The organism is Frateuria sp. sgz306004, from assembly GCF_057750885.1.
Genome location: NZ_JBYLFE010000004.1, coordinates 149,393 through 168,475, shown reverse-complemented (window position 1 = coordinate 168,475; position 19,083 = coordinate 149,393). Strand labels below are relative to the sequence as shown.

Here is a 19,083-nt window from a genome sequence, read left to right as displayed (position 1 = left end):
GCAGGGGTGACTGCCTGTTGACGCCCGTCAACACGCCGCGCCACCGGATCGATAGCGTGCATGGCGGCCCTTGCGCCTGTTTGTCGTCTTCGCGTGGCTCGCATGGCGTGTGGTAGCCGCCAGGGAACACGGCTTGCGGCGGGCGAAGGCAAACATGCTTTTACGCACGGAAACCGCCATGCCCGTTACGCAGGACACCTCCACGCCAAACCGGCACGCACGATTCCAGCTGTTGATCGATCGGTGTCGCTCGCTGCCCCCGATACGTATGGCCGTGGTGCATCCCTGTGACGAACCGTCGCTACGCGGCGCCCTGGCCGCGCATGCGGAGGGATTGATCGAGCCGCTGCTGGTGGGGCCCACTGCGCGTATTCGCCAGGTTGCCGCGCAATGCGGCTGCGATCTCACTGGCGTCGCCATGCTGGACGCGCCACATAGTCACGCCGCTGCCGAACTTGCCGCCGAGCAGGCGCGCCATGGCGACGTGGATGCCTTGATGAAGGGCGCACTGCATACCGATGAATTGCTACGTGCCCTGCTGCGGCGAGAGGCGGGGCTGCGCAGCGAACGGCGCGCCTCCCATGCCTTCGCCATCGACGTGCCGGGTTATGGCCACCCGCTGCTCGTGGCCGATGCGGTACTGAACATCCAGCCCGATCTGGAGACCAAGCGGGATATTTGCCAGAACACCATCCTGCTGGCCCAGGCCTTGGGTATTGTCGATCCTCGCGTGGCCGTACTTGCCGCCGTGGAAACCGTGCACAGTCAGATGCCCGCCACGGTGGACGCCGCGGCGCTGAGCAAGATGGCCGAGCGCGGGCAACTGCTCGGCGCGCAGGTGGACGGCCCCCTCGCGATGGACAACGCCCTGAGCGAGGCCGCCCGCCATACCAAGAGCATCCATTCCGCGGTGGCGGGCCGCGCCAACGTGCTGTTGGTACCCAACCTGGAGGCGGGCAATATCCTGGTCAAGCAGATGGTGCTGCTGGCGGACGCGATTGCGGCCGGTGTGGTACTGGGGCTGCGGGTGCCGGTGGCGTTGACCAGTCGGGCGGACGACACCCGCGCCCGACTTGCCTCCGCGGCCATTGCCGTATTGCTGTCCCAGCGGCCGGCGAGCGAGCAACTCGCCTCGTGGCGGGCGCAAGCCGGCCCGGACCAGGGAGCCTGAGTCGTGCGCGTGTTGACCCTCAATGCTGGATCGTCTTCGCTTAAGTTCGGATTGTTCGACACGCATCGGTCGGGTGATGTGCGCACGATCTGCGAGGGCGGGGCCGACGCGTTCGGCGAGAGTCGTGCGAGGTTCGTGTTGCGGTGGGCCGATGCATCCCAGGGCATCGACGAATCGTCACCACTGGCGGACCACGCTGCCGCCTGCGCACGCCTCGGCGCCCTGTTCGCGGATGGCACGCTGTTAGCGCCGGATGCGGTGGCGCATCGCATCGTGCATGGCGGCGCAGCCATCCAGCGACACGCCGTGATCGACGATGCGAGCCTGCGCCAGATTCGCGCGGCCATACCCTTGGCGCCGCTGCACTTGCCCGCTGCACTGACTGGCGTGCGCTTTGCGCGGCAACACTTTCCCACGCTGCCGCAGGTGGCGTGTCTGGACACGGCCTTCCATGCGGCTATGCCCGCCGTCGCGCAAACCCTGCCCCTCGCGCAGCATTGGCGAGACGCCGGCATCCGCCGCTACGGCTTTCACGGGCTGTCCTGCGCATCCATCGTGCATCAGCTAGCGCCATCCTTGCCCGCGCGCCTGGTCATCGCGCACTTGGGCAACGGGGCCAGCATCACGGCGGTGAGCGAGGGGCGATCGATCGACAACAGCATGGGCTTTACGCCCGGTGGCGGCGTGATGATGGCCACGCGTAGCGGCGACCTTGACCCCGGTGTACTGATCTACCTCGCACGCGAGCACGGCCTTGCTGCCAACCAGTTGGAAGCGGTCACCGACCACCAGGCGGGCTTGCTGGGTGTGTCGGCACTCAGCGGCGACATGCGCGTGCTGCGCGCCGCCCTACCTGACCATGCGGGCGCGCGACTGGCCACGCAGATGTTTACGTACTCGGTATCGCGCCATATCGCTGCCATGGCGACCTCACTGGAGGGACTGGACATGCTGGTGTTCACCGGCGGCATCGGTGAGCACGATGCGTCTTCGCGCGAAGAGATTTGCGCCCGCCTCGCCTGGATGGGCGTGCGTCTCGACCCTGCCTGCAACCGATCGGGCGATCGGCGCATTGGCGCCCACGACGCAGCCTGCGATGTCTGCGTGTTCCCCTCGCAGGAAGACGAGCAGATGGCCCGCCACGCGCGACAATTGCTCGAACGCTCGACCCAGCCCACGCCGGGTTGACGCGGATCAATCCGCACCGGCGCGGCTGATCTACGCTAACGATGCGCTGATTTTGATCGTGATTCCCGCGAGAGCCGGCGGCGCTTTTCAACAGCCGAAGGGCTGGTTATCCAGTGCCTTTACGCGCAGCGATTTACAGGCGCGGGGCCCCAGTTCTTGCCCCCTTTTTTGGGGTTTGCTGGGATGTCGAGCAGCCTGTCGTTTATTCAGACCTTCCTTAAGCGTAACCATCCATCGCCGGGAGTGCGCACCATGTCTCCGGGAATGCTCTACCCCAAGGCCAAGCCACCCAAGCGCTTCGCGTTTTCCATGCTGTCGTCCCTGCTGGTAGTGCTGGCATCGGCCAGTGCATTGGCTCTGGTGCACGACTGGGGCAAGGAAGCCATCGCCACCATCGAATGGCTGTGCGGCATCAGCGCGGTGTTGCTGGTGATCAGCATGATCGTGGACTGGCGACGCTCCTGACCACTCACCCAACCGCGAGGGTCACCCATGTTTCATCACATCATGCTGGCCACGGACGGATCGGAACCCGCCGCGAGCGCCGCGCGGTGCGGCGTTCTACTGGCCAAGAGCCTGGGTGCGCGCGTACTGGGTTTCCACGTGGCGCCGCCCTTCTCTTCGTTGTCCTATCTCGTCGAGGTGCTGGGTACGCCGCAGCGCGACTTTGAAGCGGCCATGGCGGCCCATGCCCAACGCTATCTGGCCGATATCGCGCACATGGCGGAGATGGCGGGCGTGCCCTGCGCCACCGAGTACTGCTTTGCCCCGCACACCCACCAGGCCATCGTAGACGTGGCTTGCGCTCGTGAGTGCGACCTGATCGTGCTGGGCGCACGCGGGCGGCATATCGGGAGCCTGCGTCTGCTCGGCAGTGTCGCTCACCGGGTGCTGCTGCACGCGCCCATGCCCGTACTGGTTTGCCCCTGACGCGCCCACCACGCTCCATGACCCATGCTCATGGCATGCCAGCATCGGACGCCCCTTCATCGGCATGGGCCATGGTCATCGACGCGCCCGGCAGCGCGTTGCGCCGCGTATCGCGCGCTATGCCGGCGCCTGCACCCGGTGAGGTGTTGATTCGCGTCGAAGCATGCGGCGTCTGCCGCACCGACCTGCACCTGCTCGACGGCGAACTGCCGCAAGCGCGCTACCCCATCGTGCCGGGGCACGAAGTGGTCGGCGTGGTGGTGCAACGGGGTGAGTACGTCACCGGGCTGGCCCTCGGCGAGCGTGTCGGCGTGCCATGGCTGGGCGGCAGTTGCGGCGTGTGCGCGTATTGCGCCAGTCAACGCGAGAATCTCTGCGACACCCCTGAATTCACCGGCTGCACGCGCGACGGCGGCTATGCCACCCATATGTTGGCCCGCGCGGATTATTGCCTGCGCTTGCCCCTGGTGGACTACCCCGACCCTGTGGCGGCCGCACCCTTGCTCTGCGCCGGCTTGATCGGCGGTCGTGCGTTGCGCCTGGCCGGCGAGGCGCAGGACATAGGCCTATACGGATTCGGCGCCGCCGCGCATCTGTTGGTGCAACTGTTAACGCACCAGGGGCGCCGCACCTATGCGTTCACGCGTCCAGGCGACCACGCCGCGCAGCGCTTTGCTTACGAACTCGGCGCCACCTGGGCCGGCGACTCCGATGGCATGCCGCCTCGCCCGCTCGATGCGGCCATCATCTTCGCCGCCGTGGGCGAACTGGTACCCCTGGCCTTGCAGGCCGTGCGCAAGGGCGGCAGCGTGGTATGCGGCGGTATTCATATGTCCGACATTCCTCGCTTTCCTTACCGGCTTCTATGGGAAGAGCGGCGCCTGCTGTCCGTGGCCAATCTCACTCGCGCCGATGGCCATGCCTTTCTCGCAGCGGCCGCCAAGGCACGCATCGTTACCCATGTCACGCCCTACCCACTGAGCGAGGCCAATCGCGCGCTCGCCGATCTACGCGACGGCCGCCTCCAAGGCGCTGCCGTACTGGTACCTCAGGATTGACGTCGGTAATGGGCTGGGGTGATCCGACGTTGATCGTCAACCCAGCAAGAGCTGGAAGCGCCCTTCAACAGCCTGAGGAACCGCCATCCGGCGTATGTCGATGCTTGAGCGCAAGAGCACTGGATAGCCAGCCTTTCGACAGTTGAAAAGCGCCTCCTACCTTCGCAGGAATGACGAGCAGAATGCTGCTTATGTTGACTTGGCTCAACGGCTACGTGTGCGCGACGCCTAAGCTGTAGTCATACATCTTCGCAGGAATGCCGCCGTGCGAGCCATCGACATCGCCACTTCGCGGGTCGTCGTGATCGGGCCAGAGCAATCGCTCCGCGCCGCAGCACGACTGATGGATCACCACATGGCCGGCTGCCTCGTGGTGGTGCGCAACAACGAATGCGAGATGCTGCCCATCGGCATGATCACCGATCGCGACATCAGCCGCGTCGCCGTCGCCGATGCCATCGACCCCACGACAACCACGGTGAGCGCGGTGATGTCCTGCCCGCCGGTGCTTTGCGCCCACGACGCCACCTTGGCTGAGATCGTGGACATCATGCATGGCAGTGGTCTTCGCCGATTGCCGGTCGTGGACCCTTCCGGACGACTGGTCGGTATCGTGACCGCCGACGACGCGCTGGTGGCGCTCACGCAATTGCTGCAGCAGCTTACCGAAGTGCTGATGGTGGAGCCGTCGCTCAAGGATCGACTCGTCGCCATGCAAAGTGTCCGCGAAGCCTGTGACAACGGTGCGGCATGAACGCATCCGCACCCGAGACGGTCACGCGTCCATCGGGTGCCGTGATGGGCACCGACGATGGCACCCTATCGAGTTGCCGCCTGCGTCGCCTGGGCATCGATACGGGCGACGAGCGTGTGGTGTTCCTCCCCAGTGACGCCCTGGTGTGTCGTAGCGAGGGTTTCAGCGCGCGCAGCCGCGTGCAACTGCAATTGGGCGAACAGCGCTTGGTGGCCTTGCTCGATGTGGCCCACGGCGAACTGCTCGCGCCCGATGAGGCCGGCCTTTCCGAATCGGCATGGCAGGCGCTGCAACCCGGCCCTGGCGACCGCGCACTGCTGTCGCATCCGCCCACCGTGGAGTCCCTCGCCCTGATGCGGCGAAAAATCTACGGCCAGCCGCTGGACGATGCGCAGTGGCGACAAGTGGTAGCCGATATCGCGGCACGCCGGTATTCGGGCGTGGAGTTGGCGGCGTTCATCGCCGCCTGCGCGGGGCACCGTATGAGCGAGCGGGAAATCGCGGGACTCACCGGCGCCATGGTCGACACCGGCAGCGCCGTGCGCTGGCCCTGCGACGTGGTCATGGACAAACACTGCATCGGCGGCCTGCCCGGCAATCGCACCACGCCCATCGTGGTTTCCATCGTCACGGCGCTGGGCCTGTTGATGCCCAAAACCTCCTCGCGCGCTATCACCTCGCCCGCCGGCACTGCCGACACCATGGAGGTGCTGGCACCGGTCGCGCTGGATCTGCCGACCATGCGTCGCGTGGTCGAGCGCACTGGCGGCTGCATCGTATGGGGCGGCAGCGTGAACTTCGCGCCGGCGGACGATGTGCTGATCCGCATCGAACGCGCGCTGGACGTCGATGGCGAGGGCCAATTAGTTGCCTCCGTGCTGTCCAAAAAGATCGCCGCCGGCGCCAACCGGGTGCTTATCGACATCCCCGTGGGCGCCACCGCCAAGGTGCGCACGCCGGAGGAGGCCACCTCGCTGGCGACACTGATCGAAGAGGTGGGCCGCAGCTTCGGCCTGCAGGTACGCACCCTTCTGACCGATGGCGCCGCCCCCGTAGGGCGCGGCATCGGCCCCGCCCTGGAGGCGCGCGACGTGCTCGCCGTGCTGCGCACGGAGCCGCACGCGCCGAGGGATCTCCGCGATCGGGCCTTGCAGCTGGCCGCGCATCTGTTGTCTCTGGGCGGCTTGGGCACGGATCTGCCGCGCGCCCTCACACTCGCCACGCAGTGCCTGGATAGCGGTGCCGCGTGGCGTCAATTTCAGGCCATTTGCGAGGCCCAAGGCGGCCTGCGCACGCCAGGGGAAGCGCCCTATCGCCACCCGGTGCATGCGCAGCGCGGCGGGCGCATCGGCACCGTCGACAACCGGCGCCTGGCCAAGGCCGCCAAGTTAGCCGGCGCGCCCCGCTCGCCACTGGCGGGCATGACCATCGACGCACGCCCGGGCGATACCGTCGCTACAGGTGACCCCTTGTTCACCCTGCACGCCCAGACGCGCGGCGAGTTGGCCTACGCATTGGCCTATGTCGCGCGACACCCGAACATCATGGAGGTGCGTGCATCATGAGCGCCCTGGTTTATGCCTTGCCTGGCAACGAAGACTTTGCCGATCTGCTCGCCCTTCGTGGCGCCTGGGAGCGGCGACCGCTCACCGTGCATCACTTTCCCGACGGCGAATCCTTGGTGACTGTGGCCGAGCCGAATGCCGGCGCGCAAATTCTGCTGGTGTGCACCCTGGACCATCCCGACGCCAGGCTGGCGCCCTTATTGATGGCGGTGCACACGCTGCGGGAACTCGGCGCTGGCCGCATCATCCTGGTGGCGCCCTATCTGGCCTACATGCGGCAGGATCGTCGGTTTCACCCGGGCGAGGCGGTATCCGCCTGCATCTTCGGCACGCTGCTGGAAGCGCATTTCGACGCTGTTGTTACGGTAGACCCCCACCTGCATCGGCTCGCGTCGCTGGCGGAAGCGGGCCTGCTCCATGGCTGCGCCGTATCCGCCGCGCCGGCCGTGGCCGAATGGCTGCGCACGCACGTGCGCGAGCCGCTGATCGTCGGGCCCGATAGCGAAAGCGAGCAATGGGCGGGCCAGATTGCCCAGCTTGCGGGCGCCCCCCTGGTGGTTGCCCGCAAGACCCGGCACGACGATACGCACGTTACCGTGGAGTTGCCGCAGGATCTCCAGGACGACTATCGCCACCGCACACCCGTGCTGGTCGATGACATCGTCTCCAGCGGCTACACCATGACCGAATGCATTCATCAACTGGCCCGCCAGGGACTGCATCCACCCGTGTGCGTGGCGGTGCACGGCCTGTTCGGGGCGCCGGCCCGCGAGCGCATTCTCGCGGCAGGCGCATCGCGCATCGTCACCACCAACAGCATCGACTGCCCCTACGCGCGCATCGACATCAGTGGCTGCGTGGCCGATGCCATCGCCGGCATGAAGCACGCACCGCTACTGAAAGGCTTCCCCGCACCGGATGCGTCCAACGCAAGGTTGACCCGCATCAATCGGCCCGCCAAGGGATAGGCACACCATACAACGGCACTCCACGGAGTCCGTGCCATGTTCAAGCACATTCTCGTACCCGTCGACGATTCAGACCTGTCCCGCCACGCGGCCCAGGTAGCCATCGACATGGCGCGCGCCTGCAACGCCAGCGTGACCGCGCTGTCGGTCGAACTACCCGAGCGCGCCGAGCCCTATATCTGGTCCAGCCGTGGTCGCCGCGCGGGTGAAGGCAGCGCGAACATCGATCGCTGCCTCACTGGCATTCAGGAGGCCGCCGACGTGGTCGGCGTGCCGTGCACGTGCAGCCGCATGCAAGCTGGCGAGCCATGGGATGCCATCGTGCAGGCGGCGCGCGAGAAGGACTGCGACCTGATCGTGATGGGCTCCCATGGTCGGCGTGGCGTGACGCGCTTGCTGCTGGGCAGCGAAACCCAGGCGGTGCTGTCGCACACCGGCATCCCGGTGCTGGTGTGTCCCGCTTGAGGCCCCGGGCTTGTTGATCGGGGTCAACACGCCAAGGACGGCACGGGAGTGAAATGCCTCGCCAGGGGGCGTTACCGGGATTCAAGAGAGAGGCCGCCATGACCACCCATACTTCCACCACCGCCGCCAGCAAGGCGTTTGCGGCATTCCCCGATGTGCTCGCCGGCGATCACTGGATCGAGCCTTTGCGCGACGGCACGCCGGTACTTATCCGCCCGCTGCACGAAGCCGATCGCGAGCGGGAACTGATTTTCATCAACCGGCTTTCCCGCCGTTCGCGTCGCTATCGCTTCCTGGGCGACTTCAAGCAGGTCAGCCAGGCGCAGATCGATCAGCTGATGAATGTGGATTACCAGCACCGCATGGCCTTTATCGCGCTGGTACACGACAACGGCGAGCTGCGCGAGGTCGGCGTGAGTCGCTACAGTGCCACCACCGACGAGAAGCAATGCGAGTGCGCCGTCACCGTGGCGGACGACTGGCAGAACCGTGGCCTGGGCGTGTTGCTCATGCAGCACCTGATCGACTACGCGCGCCGACAGGGCTTCAAGCGCATGGTGTCGATCGATGCCATGGACAATGAAGGCATGCGTGATCTCGCCAGTTACCTGGGCTTCCACCGTACGCTAGACCCGGCCGACAGCTCCCAGGTTGTCCATACGCTCGACCTCTGATCGGCGGTACGGCCATGAACATCCCCAGCACGGACACCCAGCGCACGTCGACTCCGCGACCTGGCGAACTCCCCCATGAGCGCGTGTTGCCGCCACCACGCATGCACGGCGGCATGGCGCTAACCGAAGCGCTGAGCTTGCGACGCTCCACGCGGGAGTACGCCGCGAGCGCCCTGCCCATTCAGCAACTCTCCAACCTATTGTGGGCCGCGTATGGCATCAACCGCGTCGACAGTGGCGAGCGCACCGCGCCTTACTGGCGTCACATCATGGTGCTGGAGATGTACGTTGCCATGGCAGATGGCGTATGGCGCTATTCGCCGGAGCGCCATCAACTGCTGCCGTATCTACCCGACGATATTCGCGACTGCACCGGCTTGCAGGATTTCGTCGCCACCGCGCCGGTGGAGCTGATTTACGTGGCGCACGGCGACCGCATGCACGAGCTGAACATGACGGACCGTCGCCTGTATGCCTCGGTGGATGCGGCCTTCATCGGACAAAACGTCTACCTCTATTGCGCCGCGAATGGTTTGGGCAGTGTGTTTCGCGGCGCACTGGACTACCCGCGCCTGACCTACGCCTTGCGACTGGCGGCGGAGGATTTCGTGACGTTCGCGCAAACCGTCGGCTATCCACGCAACCCCATCGCGTATTGAACGCGCGGCAACGGGAGCAGGCTCGTGAACGATATTCTTGCCTATGGCGAAAGCTTCAAGCACTGGAGCGCGAGCATCGACTATGCATGCCGCCTCGCCGCTCTTACCGATGCGAAGCTCACTGGTATTTGCGTATGCCCGGCGCCAACGGCGATGTTGGCGCCCTACGAGACGCCCGAGCTAATCATGGAATTGCTCGAAGTGGCCGAGCAGTTGAAGGTCGAGGCCTACCAGGCCGCGCCGGCTTTCGAGGCGTTTGCTCGCGAGCGCGGCGCCACGCATGCCAGCTGGCAGGTCGCTCAAGACGAAGTGCCCAGGGCGCTTGCACTCGCTGGCGACTGGCACGACCTGTTGATTCTGGGTCGCACGGGACACAGTCCTTGGGGCTCCGTATCCGCAGTAGGCAATCTAGTGCTGGGCTCGGGAATGCCCTGCATCGTCACGCCCAAGGAACCCGTCACCACGGTGGACGCGCAACGTTTCGCCATTGCCTGGAACGGTTCGCGCGAAGCGATCCGCGCCGTGCATGCCGCCTTGTCCTTACTCAAGCGCGCGCGGCAGGTCACCATTCTGCATGGCACGCAGCGTCCACCTACTGGGCTCGATACGTGGAAGCCGCCCTTTGACCTTTCCAGCTACCTCTCGCAGCACGGCATCGCCAACGAGACCTTGCTGCTTCCCGATACGGGCAGCGCCGCCGGCCCCATGCTGCTGGATGCCGCGCGCGACGCGCGTGCCGATATGCTGGTGATGGGTGCCTATGGGCATACCCGTTTCAGCGAGTGGGTGCTGGGTGGAGCGACCCGCGGCGTCTTGGAGGCCGCCACGCTGCCGCTCTTCATGCGCCACTGAACGCCCGGCTCGCCAACGCCCGAGATCAAAAAAAACGCCTCCCGGCCGACCGCCGGGAGGCGTCCGTCATGTCTGACCATACTCAACTCACGGTGAGCTTGCGCGCATTGCCAGCCTGCTTCTTGGGCAGGGTGAGATGCAGCACGCCGTTCTCGTAATGCGCCTGCGCCTTATCCCGCTCCACTTCCTCGGGCAAGGTGAATGAACGGTACACCTGTCCATAGGTGCGCTCGGTCACGATCTCCCGCTCGCCCTCTTTCTGCTTGGTCTCGCGCTTGACTTCGGCGCTGATGGAAATCTGACGATCACTGATGGACACGTCGATATCGTCCTTGTTCACGCCGGGGATATCGGCCTTGACCTTATAGGCTCCATCGCTCTCGCTCACGTCGATACGCACGTCGGGCGCCAGATCCAGACCATTCCATGAAGGACGCGCCGCCGTGCCGCGCAGAAAGTCGTCCAGATCGCCAAACGGATCGATCCGGGTCAACGTCTTGAAGGGATTCCAGCGTGTCATGGTGTTCATGATGCACTCTCTCCGTACAGGGGAAGGATGGGTCATCCCGTCTGCGTCGACACTGCATCGAGCGGAGCGAGATGCCACTGGAAACCATAGGCGAACACGCCTGGCGCGCCATTGATCGGCATCAAGAACACAGCGCGTGAGACAGCGCTTCCAGCCCCACCCAAGGGGCATGCGAAAACGCGCGCCATTGACCGCGATCAATGCCGCATTTGCGCATCTTTCTACGCTAGGGCAAAGCGTGACCTCGGCAACTACGCGCCCGTGGAGGTGCTCTCATGACAACCAACTGGATCCTGGTGTGCGACGCTGCGCGTGCGCGGCTCTTCGAGGCAAGCGGCCAGGACAGCGCGCTTACCGAGGTCGCCTGCTACAGCAATCCCGAACTGCGCGGCAGCGCACAACCCAACGGCAACGACGAGGCCCTGCCGCGCACCCACGAAAGCCAAGGTGCGGCACGCCACGCCATCGAACCGCACACCACGCAACGCGAGAAATACGAGCACCAGTTTGCCCATGGCTTGGCCGAGATGCTTGTCGACGCACACGCGCAGCAGCAGTTCGAGCAACTCTTCCTGGTTGCGCCGCCCCGTTTCATGGGCGTGCTGCGCGAAGCCATCGGCACCCCGGAAGCGACTGGCGTAGCCGGCGAGATCGTGCATGACTTCGTGACACTCTCGCCCACCGAGTTGCACGAGCACTTGTATCGCTCGTTCCCCCACACCTTCCACGCCCGCCCGGCCCGGCGCGCCTCTTAACCTGGGCATCCTGTGCTGGTACGCGAGCGCACCGGCAAACCGACCCCGTCAGGAGGCGCGCGCGCCTCGACGGACACGGAACGTACGACTCAACCCCGTGCGCGCCCCGTCGCAAGCCAACAGCAGGCGGCCAGCCTGAGGGCCTTGGCCGCCTGCGACGAAGCTACCGCCCTTGAGCGACTGGGTAGTGCGCTGGAAGGTCTCGATGAGGCCGAGGCACAGCGACGACTTGGCGAGACCGGGCCGAATGCGATCACTCGGGGCCACCGCATCAGCGCGCCGATGCGTGCGCTGCGCAAACTGTGCAACCCCCTGAATGGCCTGCTCCTGCTGATGGCGGGGCTATCCATCCTGGTGGGCAATGCGATCTCTGCCGTCATCATCGCCGTGATGGTCGTGCTGAGCGTCACGCTCTCTTTCGTGCAGGAGCATCGCTCCGCCCGTGCTGCCGAAGCACTGCGCCGCATGGTGCATGTGCAGGTGACCGTCACCCGACGAGATGGCGCCGCCGCTCAGGGCGCGGTGAAGGGCGACACGCTGGCCGGCACGCAGGACATTCCGCTGGAGCAGTTGGTGCCGGGCGACATCGTGCACCTGACCGCCGGCGACATGTTGCCGGCGGATGTACGCCTGCTCTCGGCGCGAGGGCTATTCGTCAACCAGGCGCCGCTCACCGGCGAAGCGATGCCGGTGGAAAAGCACGCAGGCGCTGTTCGCCAACCGGATGACGCACTGACGCAACTGGAGAATATCGGCTTTCTCGGCACCACGGTGGTCAGCGGCACGGCCACAGCCGTGGTCGTGCACACGGGCCCGCGCGCGATTTTCGGCGACATTGTTCGCGCCATGGCCGGCGAGCGCCCGCCGACCAGCTTCGACCGCGGCATCACGCGCTATACGTGGCTCATGGTCACGCTCATCGCGTTGATGGCGCCCACCGTGTTCCTCATCAATGGCTTCACCAAAGGCAACTGGCTGGAGGCGCTGCTGTTCGCCACGGCGGTGGCGGTGGGCCTCACACCGGAGATGCTGCCCAGCGAGGTGACCATCAACCTGGCCAAGGGTGCCATGGCCATGTCGCGCAAGCGGGTGATCGTGAAGAGCCTCGACGCGATCCAGAACTTTGGCGCCATGGACGTGCTCTGCACCGACAAGACGGGCACGCTCACCCAGGATAGGGTGATCCTTGAGCAACATGTCGACCTGGATGGCAACGAGAGCGAAAAAGTGCTCGCGTACGCCTACCTCAACAGCTTCTACCAGTCGGGGTTGAAGAACCTGCTGGACATTGCGGTGCTCAAGTACACCGAGGTGCACCGACAACTGCACGCCGAGGGCGGCTACCGAAAAATCGACGAGATTCCTTTCGATTTCGAGCGGCGCCGCATGTCGGTGGTGGTCGATGGCCCGGAAGGCCGCCTGCTGATCTGCAAGGGCGCAATCGAGGAGGTTTACAGCGTCTGCACGCACGGCGAAACGCAGCAGCAGGTGTTCGAGCTGGACGACAGCCATTGGCACCAACTCCGGGAGCAGAGCCACGCACTGAACGAGGACGGCTTGCGCCTGATTGCCCTTGCGTACGCTCGCGTTGCTCCCGACAAGACCGATTTCGGCACCAACGACGAGCGCGACCTGACCTTGCTCGGTTATATCGCCTTCCTCGACCCGCCCAAGGACAGCGCACGCGATGCGCTCGCCGCACTAACTGCGCACGGCGTGGCAGTGAAGATCCTCACCGGCGACAACGAGGTGGTCGCCCGCAAGATCTGCCGCGAAGTGGGCCTGCCCGTGAGCGGGGTGCTGCTGGGCAGCGATATGGAGCAACTCAACGAGGCGCAACTGGAAGAACGCGCAGGCAGTTGCCAGTTGTTCGCCCGACTCGGCCCCATGCAGAAGTCGGCCTTGATCGCCGCCCTGCGCCGCCGCGGGCACGTGGTGGGCTATCTCGGCGATGGCATCAACGACGGCCCGGCGTTCAAGGCGGCGGATGTGGGCGTGTCGGTGGACTCGGCCGTGGATATTGCGCGCGAATCAGCCGACATCATCCTGCTCGAAAAGAGTTTGTTGATTCTCGATGACGGCGTGATCGAAGGGCGCAAGGTGTTCGCCAACATCCTCAAGTACATCCGCATGGGGGCCAGCTCCAACTTCGGCAACATGTTCAGCGTGCTTGGCGCGAGTGCGTGGCTGCCGTTTCTGCCGATGGCGCCGCTGCAGGTGCTTACCAACAACCTGCTCTACGATTTTTCGCAAACCACCATACCCACCGACAACGTGGACCCGGAGTTCCTCGCTGAGCCGCGCCGCTGGAACATCGACGACATCGCGCGCTACATCGTCTGCATCGGCCCGATCAGCTCGGTCTTCGACTATGCGACTTACGCGATGATGTTCTACCTGTTCGCGGCCAACACACCGGCCCAGGCGGCCTTGTTCCAAAGCGGGTGGTTTGTGGAGTCCCTGCTTTCGCAGACGCTAATCATTTACATCATCCGCACATCGCGCATTCCCTTTCTGCAGAGCCGACCGAGTCTGCCGCTGGTCGTCACCAGCGCTGCCATCTGCCTGATCGGCCTGTGGCTGCCCCAGGCCACCCTGGGCAAATGGCTGGGTTTCGTGCCGCTTCCGGCCATGTACTGGCCGATGCTTGCCGCCCTGCTGGCCACGTACATGGTGCTGACCTTTGGGGTCAAACAGTGGCTACAGCGCCGATTCGGCATTCGTTAGCGGGCGCAGGAAACTGCCGAGACAACAACCGCCTTGCACCGCAGGCACTGAAAGAAATCTGCAACCCCTATCTAAGTTTCGTGAAAGCAATCGCCGCCATACTCCAGCAGCCTGCGGGGGGCCTGATGCCAGCGTTCTTAAGAATGCGTTAGCACGGGGGCGCAGGGTCCATTCGATGCCAGCTCGCTGGCCTTGCGGTGCCTCTTGAACGAAACCATGGTGATACCAGGGCTGGAGCCCGTACCACGAAAGGGAATTTATCGAATCCTCGTATGCCGGCCGAATCATCGGTTGGGCAATACGATTCTGTTGACGCCACTGATCAGTGAGCTGGAACGTCTATTCCGCGGTGCGGAGATCGACATCATTTCCGAAGGCGACATCGCCGAGGAAGTGTTCGAGAGCTTCTTCAGCGTCAAGAATGTCTATTGCCTGCCCAAGCGCGGGTTCAAGCATCCGGTGTCGTTTCTCGGGATGCTGTTCAAGATTCGCAAGACCACTTACGACCTGATTGTCGACCCATGCCTCGGCTCGGGCTTCAGCCGCACGCTCACGCGTTTTCTCAAGGGGCGCTACAAGCTGGGCTTCAGCGACGAGCCGGAGCGTTCGGGGCTGACGCATCCCGCACCCTGCGCCGTGGCGCAGCACCATATGGCCCAGCGGCCGATCAACTTGCTGCGTTGGGCTGTGCGCGCGGGCGCCGCGGGAAACAACGATTATCCCTCGCTCGACATTCGCCTGACCGACAGCGAGTGCGCTCATGGCCGCGCCGCGATCGCCAACCTGCTCTCGGCCTCGCAGCAATCGGTGTCGCCGCCGGTGGTGGGCATCTTCGCCAATGCGACGGGCGCCAAGCGTTACTCGGCCAGTTGGTGGAGCGAGTTCATCGATGCCTTCGCCTCGATGAGCCCGGCGTCGAGTTTGATCGAACTGATTCCCATGCATGGCCATTCGATGCTGGGCGAGGAATGGCCGGGCTACTACTCCTCGGACATCCGCCGCATGGGCGCGGTCATGGCCGGCATGGACCTGGTGATCAGTGCCGATTGCGGCGTGATGCATCTGTCGGTGGCCTCCAAGGTGCCCACGGTGGGCCTGTTCTGCGTCACCGATTCGTCCGTGTACGCCCCTTACGGCAAGGGCAGCCTCGCACTGTCCACCTGCGGGCAATCCCCGGCGGAGGTGGCGGCGGCGGTCGTGCGCAGCTTCCCGGAACTGCTCGGCAAAACCGGCCTTGCACTGAACCCGGTGCCTGTCGCGGCAGCCAACGGTACTATCGCCACTGAGCCGCCACCGGGCGGCATACCCCAGATGAGGTTGTCGTACTGATGGCGATAGCGTGTCGTGACTGAGGCCAGGATGGCGGAAGCTTTATCGAACAACCCCGCGCCGCAACGGCAGGCCCTGGAACGATGGCTGTTGATGCTCGGCGCGCTGCTGTTGCTGGCCGCCGGCATCGGCCTGCGCACGCCCACGCCCTCCGACGAGCCACGCTTTGCCCTGGTGGCCCACCAGATGGTGGCCTCGGGCAACTGGCTCATTCCGCATCGCGGTACGGATTGGTACTCGGACAAGCCGCCCGCCTTCATGGCGATGCAGTCCCTCTCCTATGTGCTCACCGGGCACTGGCAGGTGGCGTTTCTGCTGCCGTCGCTGTTGTTTTCGCTGGGCACGCTGTGGCTGGTCTATGACCTGGGGCGGCGCTTGTGGGGCCATCGCGCGGGCCTGTGGTCCGCGCTGGCGCTGCTGTGCACGGTGCAGTTCGTGTTCCAGGCCAAGCGCGGGCAGATCGACCCGACCGTCACGTTTTTTCTCACCCTGGCGAATGTGGGGCTGCTCCGGCACTTCTTGCTCGGCCCGGATCGCCGCGCCCTGTGGCTCGGCTGCTTTGCGGCGGGCCTTGGCGTCATCACCAAAGGGGTGGGCGTACTCGCCTTTCTGATGCTGCTGCCCTGGCTTGCCGCGCGCCGCTGGCAATGGCAAGGCGTGTCGCGCGATGCCGGTGGCCTGGGCACGTGGATCGGTGCCGGGCTCGCCTTTTTGGCGGCGCTGGCGCTGTGGCTGGTACCGCTGCTGCTGTACGTGCACCAACACGACACGCCGCAGGCGCGCGAGTACCTGAGCGACATTTTCCTCAATCAGACGGTGCACCGTTACGTGCACCCCTGGAACAGCCTGCAGCCGCCGTGGTTCTACCTCGAGGTGATCTTCACCTCCTGGTTGCCGCTGAGCCTCGCCCTGCCCGGCCTGTTGCCGGCATGGCGCGCACGCTGGCGCGAGCGTGATGCCCGCTTTCTGTTGCCGCTGGCTTGGGCGGTGCTGGTGTTGGTGTTCTTCTCCATCACCCGGGCCAAGCGCGACGTCTACATCATGCCCGCGCTTCCACTGCTGGCGCTGTGTGCCGGCCCGTTCCTGCGCGACATCCTCACGCGCCGCTGGGCGCAATGGCTAGGCACCGCGTTCCTGCTGGCACTGGCCTTGCCGACGCTGGGCTTTGGCTTGCTGGGCTGGCTGCATCCCACGCCGGCCATCCAGCGCTTCGTCACGGCGCGCCAACTGGGTGAACTGGCCACGTCGCTGTGGTGGATGTTCATCGTCATGGGCGGCTGGATCCTGCTTTGCGTGGCTGTGTTCCGGTTGCGACGCGCGGGTCTCGCGGTGCTTGCCGCCATGAGCGGCGTGTGGCTGCTGTGGGGCTTGTGGGCTGCGCCCTTGCTGGCGCGCGCCAGTTCGCAACAGCCGCTGGTGCAGCGCGTGGAGCAAACCATTGGCCCGCACGCGGAGCTGGCCCTGGTCGCCTGGAAGGAAGAACTGCCGCTGGCGTTCGATCGCAAGGTGGTGGATTTCGGCTTCGTCGCGCCCTGGCACGAACAACTCGCCGCGTCGATTCGCTGGCAGGAGCAGGCGCCCGAACAGCGCTGGGTGCTCGTGCTGGCCGATGTCATGGCGCCGTGCGTGAATCGCGCGGCCAGCCTGGACATGGGCGTCACCAGCGGCCGCGAATGGCGCCTGTATCGACTGGACGCCGTGGCGGCCGCTTGCGGTGGCGGCAAGGTGCCCGTGGGCGAGGTCGAAGACTGGGGCGGCATCGACCGTGGACGCTGAGCGAACTCATCCAACTGCCATGCCGACAATATCCCCCTCTACTCCCTGGCCCCGCCGACTGACCCAGGCCCTGGCCGACAAGCCATGGCTGTGGTGCTGGCTGGCCGCCGCGCTGTTCGCGATCTTCCAGCACGGGCCCATGCCCATGTATTCCACGCGCACCTTGTCGGTCGCCTGGGAAATGTGGATACGCCACAGCTTCGCCGTGCCCTATCTCAACGGACAGCCTTACAGCGACAAGCCGCCGCTGCTGCTATGGCTGATCCATCTGGGCTGGTTCGTCGGTGGCGTGGGCGATGTATGGCCGCGTCTGCTCGAAGTGATCCTGGGCGCCACGCAACTGCTGCTGGTGGCGCGTCTGGCCGCGCAGCTGTTTCCGGACCAGCCGCGCGTGGCGCGCACGGCCCCCTGGATTGCCGCCGCGCTGAGCTTCGGTTTCCTGTTCGGCTTGCAGGTGATGTACGAGGTGCTGCTCGCCAACTGCGTGCTGGCGGCATTGGTTTGCCTTGCACCCAGCACCAGGCGCGACTCGCCACACTGGGTCGGCTTTGCGCTGGCCCTGGGCCTGGGCCTGCTCAGCAAGGGGCCGGTGATGTGGCTGCATATCGCCTTTCCCTGGTTGCTCGGCCCCTGGTGGAACGCCTGGGCGCGCCGCGAACGTGGCCGCTGGTATGGCGCAGGCGCTGCCGCCATGGTCGCCGGCAGCCTGATGCTGGCTGCCTGGGTGGGCCTGGCCACCTGGGCCGGCGGCGACAGTTACCGCCAGAAGCTGGTGGTGCACCAAACGGCCGGTCGCGTGGTGGATGCGTTCGCGCATGCTGCGCCGTTCTGGTGGTACGTACCGCTGCTGCCGATGCTCCTTCTGCCGTTTGCCCTGTGGCCGCGTGCGTGGGTGGCCGTGGCCGCCTTGCGTCAGCCGCTGGATCAGGGCCTGCGCTTCCTGTGCGCCTGGCTGTTGCCGGTATTTGTCGCGTTTTCGCTGATCAGCGGCAAACAGCCCTATTACCTGCTGCCGGAGTTCGGCGGCTTCGCCGTGTTGATCGCTGCCGCCTTGGCGCGCTTTGAGCCTCACGCCTGGAATCGCCAGCGTTGGCTTGGGCCGTGGCCGTTGGCGCTGGCACTCGCCCTGGGCGGCGTGGCGTTGATTGCGCTGGAGTTCCTTGCGCGCGCCGGCAAGATCGCCGACCGCGAGTTCGCCACGCTCGGCACCTGGGGCGTGCCGTTCGGCATCGGGTTCCTGGTGTTGGCTGGCCTGTCGCAGGTCAGGCGCTGGCCGGAACTGCCGCGCGTCGCGCTCACGGGTCTCGTCGCCACGGTCGCCGCGCATGCGCTGTTCACGGTTACGCTGTGGCCCGCCTACGACTTCACGCCCATCGCTCACCGCTTGGCGCAGGCCGAGGCCGGCGGCAGCCCCATCGCCAACCTCGAATCCAACGACGGCCAATACACCTTCCTCGGTCGTCTGCAGGAACCGGTGACGCAATTGCGCGGACTCACCGCAGTGCGCGAATGGTCCATCGAGCACCCCGACGGTCTGGTGATCACCTACCCGCGTCGACTCTCGCCAGCCGACCAGGCACATGCCGTTTATATCCAGCCGTTCCGCGGCATCTGGGTGGCGATATGGCCGGTGGCGGACTACGTCAAGGCGCGCGATCAACACACTCTGAGTGACTAAGCCTG

18 protein-coding genes are annotated in these 19,083 nt (G+C 65.5%); 17 read left to right on the top strand and 1 reads right to left on the bottom strand.

Annotation, left to right across the window (positions count from 1 at the left end; translation table 11 throughout):
• Positions 1-154: 154 nt before the first annotated feature.
• The 12 genes from AC3G2C_RS09745 to AC3G2C_RS09690 all read left to right on the top strand — a co-directional run bounded on the left by AC3G2C_RS09745 (position 155) and on the right by AC3G2C_RS09690 (position 10,284).
• Positions 155-1,171, top strand: coding sequence for a bifunctional enoyl-CoA hydratase/phosphate acetyltransferase (locus tag AC3G2C_RS09745; RefSeq protein WP_488384440.1), 1,017 nt, complete (start codon positions 155-157; stop codon positions 1,169-1,171).
• 3 nt (positions 1,172-1,174) lie between these two features.
• Complete coding sequence (locus tag AC3G2C_RS09740; protein WP_488384439.1) at positions 1,175-2,359, top strand: acetate/propionate family kinase; 1,185 nt, start codon at positions 1,175-1,177, stop codon at positions 2,357-2,359.
• Positions 2,360-2,611: 252 nt separating this feature from the next.
• A complete protein-coding gene (locus tag AC3G2C_RS09735) occupies positions 2,612-2,824 on the top strand; it encodes a hypothetical protein (RefSeq protein ID WP_488384438.1) in 213 nt (70 codons plus the stop codon).
• 27 nt (positions 2,825-2,851) lie between these two features.
• Positions 2,852-3,289 (top strand): universal stress protein, encoded by a 438-nt coding sequence (locus AC3G2C_RS09730; RefSeq protein ID WP_488384437.1) that lies wholly within the window; start codon positions 2,852-2,854, stop codon positions 3,287-3,289.
• Positions 3,290-3,360: 71 nt separating this feature from the next.
• Positions 3,361-4,347 (top strand): zinc-dependent alcohol dehydrogenase family protein, encoded by a 987-nt coding sequence (locus AC3G2C_RS09725; RefSeq protein ID WP_488384436.1) that lies wholly within the window; start codon positions 3,361-3,363, stop codon positions 4,345-4,347.
• A 265-nt stretch (positions 4,348-4,612) separates the two neighbouring features.
• Complete coding sequence (locus AC3G2C_RS09720; RefSeq protein WP_488384435.1) at positions 4,613-5,101, top strand: CBS domain-containing protein; 489 nt, start codon at positions 4,613-4,615, stop codon at positions 5,099-5,101.
• Positions 5,098-6,666, top strand: a complete 1,569-nt coding sequence (locus AC3G2C_RS09715) for a thymidine phosphorylase family protein (protein ID WP_488384434.1) — start codon at positions 5,098-5,100, stop codon at positions 6,664-6,666. Before AC3G2C_RS09720 ends, AC3G2C_RS09715 begins: the two co-directional genes overlap by 4 nt.
• Positions 6,663-7,634: a ribose-phosphate diphosphokinase gene (locus tag AC3G2C_RS09710; RefSeq protein WP_488384433.1), complete on the top strand. Its 972-nt coding sequence runs from the start codon at positions 6,663-6,665 to the stop codon at positions 7,632-7,634. The genes AC3G2C_RS09715 and AC3G2C_RS09710 overlap by 4 nt, the downstream gene beginning before the upstream one ends.
• A 36-nt stretch (positions 7,635-7,670) precedes the next feature.
• Positions 7,671-8,099 (top strand): universal stress protein, encoded by a 429-nt coding sequence (locus AC3G2C_RS09705; RefSeq protein WP_488384432.1) that lies wholly within the window; start codon positions 7,671-7,673, stop codon positions 8,097-8,099.
• A gap of 98 nt (positions 8,100-8,197) precedes the next feature.
• Positions 8,198-8,773: a GNAT family N-acetyltransferase gene (locus AC3G2C_RS09700; RefSeq protein ID WP_488384431.1), complete on the top strand. Its 576-nt coding sequence runs from the start codon at positions 8,198-8,200 to the stop codon at positions 8,771-8,773.
• A gap of 14 nt (positions 8,774-8,787) precedes the next feature.
• The gene (locus tag AC3G2C_RS09695) at positions 8,788-9,432 is read left to right on the top strand and encodes a nitroreductase family protein (protein WP_488384430.1); all 645 of its coding nucleotides are present in this window, start codon (positions 8,788-8,790) and stop codon (positions 9,430-9,432) included.
• A 24-nt stretch (positions 9,433-9,456) separates the two neighbouring features.
• Complete coding sequence (locus AC3G2C_RS09690) at positions 9,457-10,284, top strand: universal stress protein (RefSeq protein ID WP_488384429.1); 828 nt, start codon at positions 9,457-9,459, stop codon at positions 10,282-10,284.
• 82 nt (positions 10,285-10,366) lie between these two features.
• Here AC3G2C_RS09690 and AC3G2C_RS09685 read toward each other — a convergent pair whose 3' ends face one another.
• Positions 10,367-10,813, bottom strand: coding sequence for an Hsp20/alpha crystallin family protein (locus AC3G2C_RS09685; protein WP_488384428.1), 447 nt, complete (start codon positions 10,811-10,813; stop codon positions 10,367-10,369).
• A 275-nt stretch (positions 10,814-11,088) separates the two neighbouring features.
• Between AC3G2C_RS09685 and AC3G2C_RS09680 the strand changes: the two genes are divergently transcribed.
• The 5 genes from AC3G2C_RS09680 to AC3G2C_RS09660 all read left to right on the top strand — a co-directional run bounded on the left by AC3G2C_RS09680 (position 11,089) and on the right by AC3G2C_RS09660 (position 19,078).
• Positions 11,089-11,568: a host attachment protein gene (locus AC3G2C_RS09680; RefSeq protein ID WP_488384427.1), complete on the top strand. Its 480-nt coding sequence runs from the start codon at positions 11,089-11,091 to the stop codon at positions 11,566-11,568.
• 12 nt (positions 11,569-11,580) lie between these two features.
• Positions 11,581-14,295: a magnesium-translocating P-type ATPase gene (mgtA, locus tag AC3G2C_RS09675; protein ID WP_488384426.1), complete on the top strand. Its 2,715-nt coding sequence runs from the start codon at positions 11,581-11,583 to the stop codon at positions 14,293-14,295.
• A gap of 291 nt (positions 14,296-14,586) precedes the next feature.
• Positions 14,587-15,624 (top strand): glycosyltransferase family 9 protein, encoded by a 1,038-nt coding sequence (locus tag AC3G2C_RS09670; protein WP_488384425.1) that lies wholly within the window; start codon positions 14,587-14,589, stop codon positions 15,622-15,624.
• Positions 15,625-15,639: 15 nt separating this feature from the next.
• Positions 15,640-17,400: a glycosyltransferase family 39 protein gene (locus tag AC3G2C_RS09665; RefSeq protein ID WP_488384424.1), complete on the top strand. Its 1,761-nt coding sequence runs from the start codon at positions 15,640-15,642 to the stop codon at positions 17,398-17,400.
• Positions 17,401-17,419: 19 nt separating this feature from the next.
• A complete protein-coding gene (locus AC3G2C_RS09660) occupies positions 17,420-19,078 on the top strand; it encodes an ArnT family glycosyltransferase (protein WP_488384423.1) in 1,659 nt (552 codons plus the stop codon).
• Positions 19,079-19,083: the final 5 nt, after the last annotated feature.

Bases quoted from the DNA above. Each gene is read 5' to 3' on its own strand.
- AC3G2C_RS09715 (WP_488384434.1), top strand. From the start codon at position 5,098: ATGAACGCATCCGCACCCGAGACGGTCACGCGTCCATCGGGTGCCGTG.
- AC3G2C_RS09735 (WP_488384438.1), top strand. From the start codon at position 2,612: ATGTCTCCGGGAATGCTCTACCCCAAGGCCAAGCCACCCAAGCGCTTC.
- AC3G2C_RS09730 (WP_488384437.1), top strand. From the start codon at position 2,852: ATGTTTCATCACATCATGCTGGCCACGGACGGATCGGAACCCGCCGCG.
- AC3G2C_RS09745 (WP_488384440.1), top strand. From the start codon at position 155: ATGCTTTTACGCACGGAAACCGCCATGCCCGTTACGCAGGACACCTCC.
- AC3G2C_RS09695 (WP_488384430.1), top strand. From the start codon at position 8,788: ATGAACATCCCCAGCACGGACACCCAGCGCACGTCGACTCCGCGACCT.
- AC3G2C_RS09685 (WP_488384428.1), bottom strand. From the start codon at position 10,813: ATGAACACCATGACACGCTGGAATCCCTTCAAGACGTTGACCCGGATC.
- AC3G2C_RS09710 (WP_488384433.1), top strand. From the start codon at position 6,663: ATGAGCGCCCTGGTTTATGCCTTGCCTGGCAACGAAGACTTTGCCGAT.
- AC3G2C_RS09705 (WP_488384432.1), top strand. From the start codon at position 7,671: ATGTTCAAGCACATTCTCGTACCCGTCGACGATTCAGACCTGTCCCGC.
- AC3G2C_RS09725 (WP_488384436.1), top strand. From the start codon at position 3,361: ATGGTCATCGACGCGCCCGGCAGCGCGTTGCGCCGCGTATCGCGCGCT.
- AC3G2C_RS09660 (WP_488384423.1), top strand. From the start codon at position 17,420: ATGCCGACAATATCCCCCTCTACTCCCTGGCCCCGCCGACTGACCCAG.
- AC3G2C_RS09700 (WP_488384431.1), top strand. From the start codon at position 8,198: ATGACCACCCATACTTCCACCACCGCCGCCAGCAAGGCGTTTGCGGCA.
- AC3G2C_RS09680 (WP_488384427.1), top strand. From the start codon at position 11,089: ATGACAACCAACTGGATCCTGGTGTGCGACGCTGCGCGTGCGCGGCTC.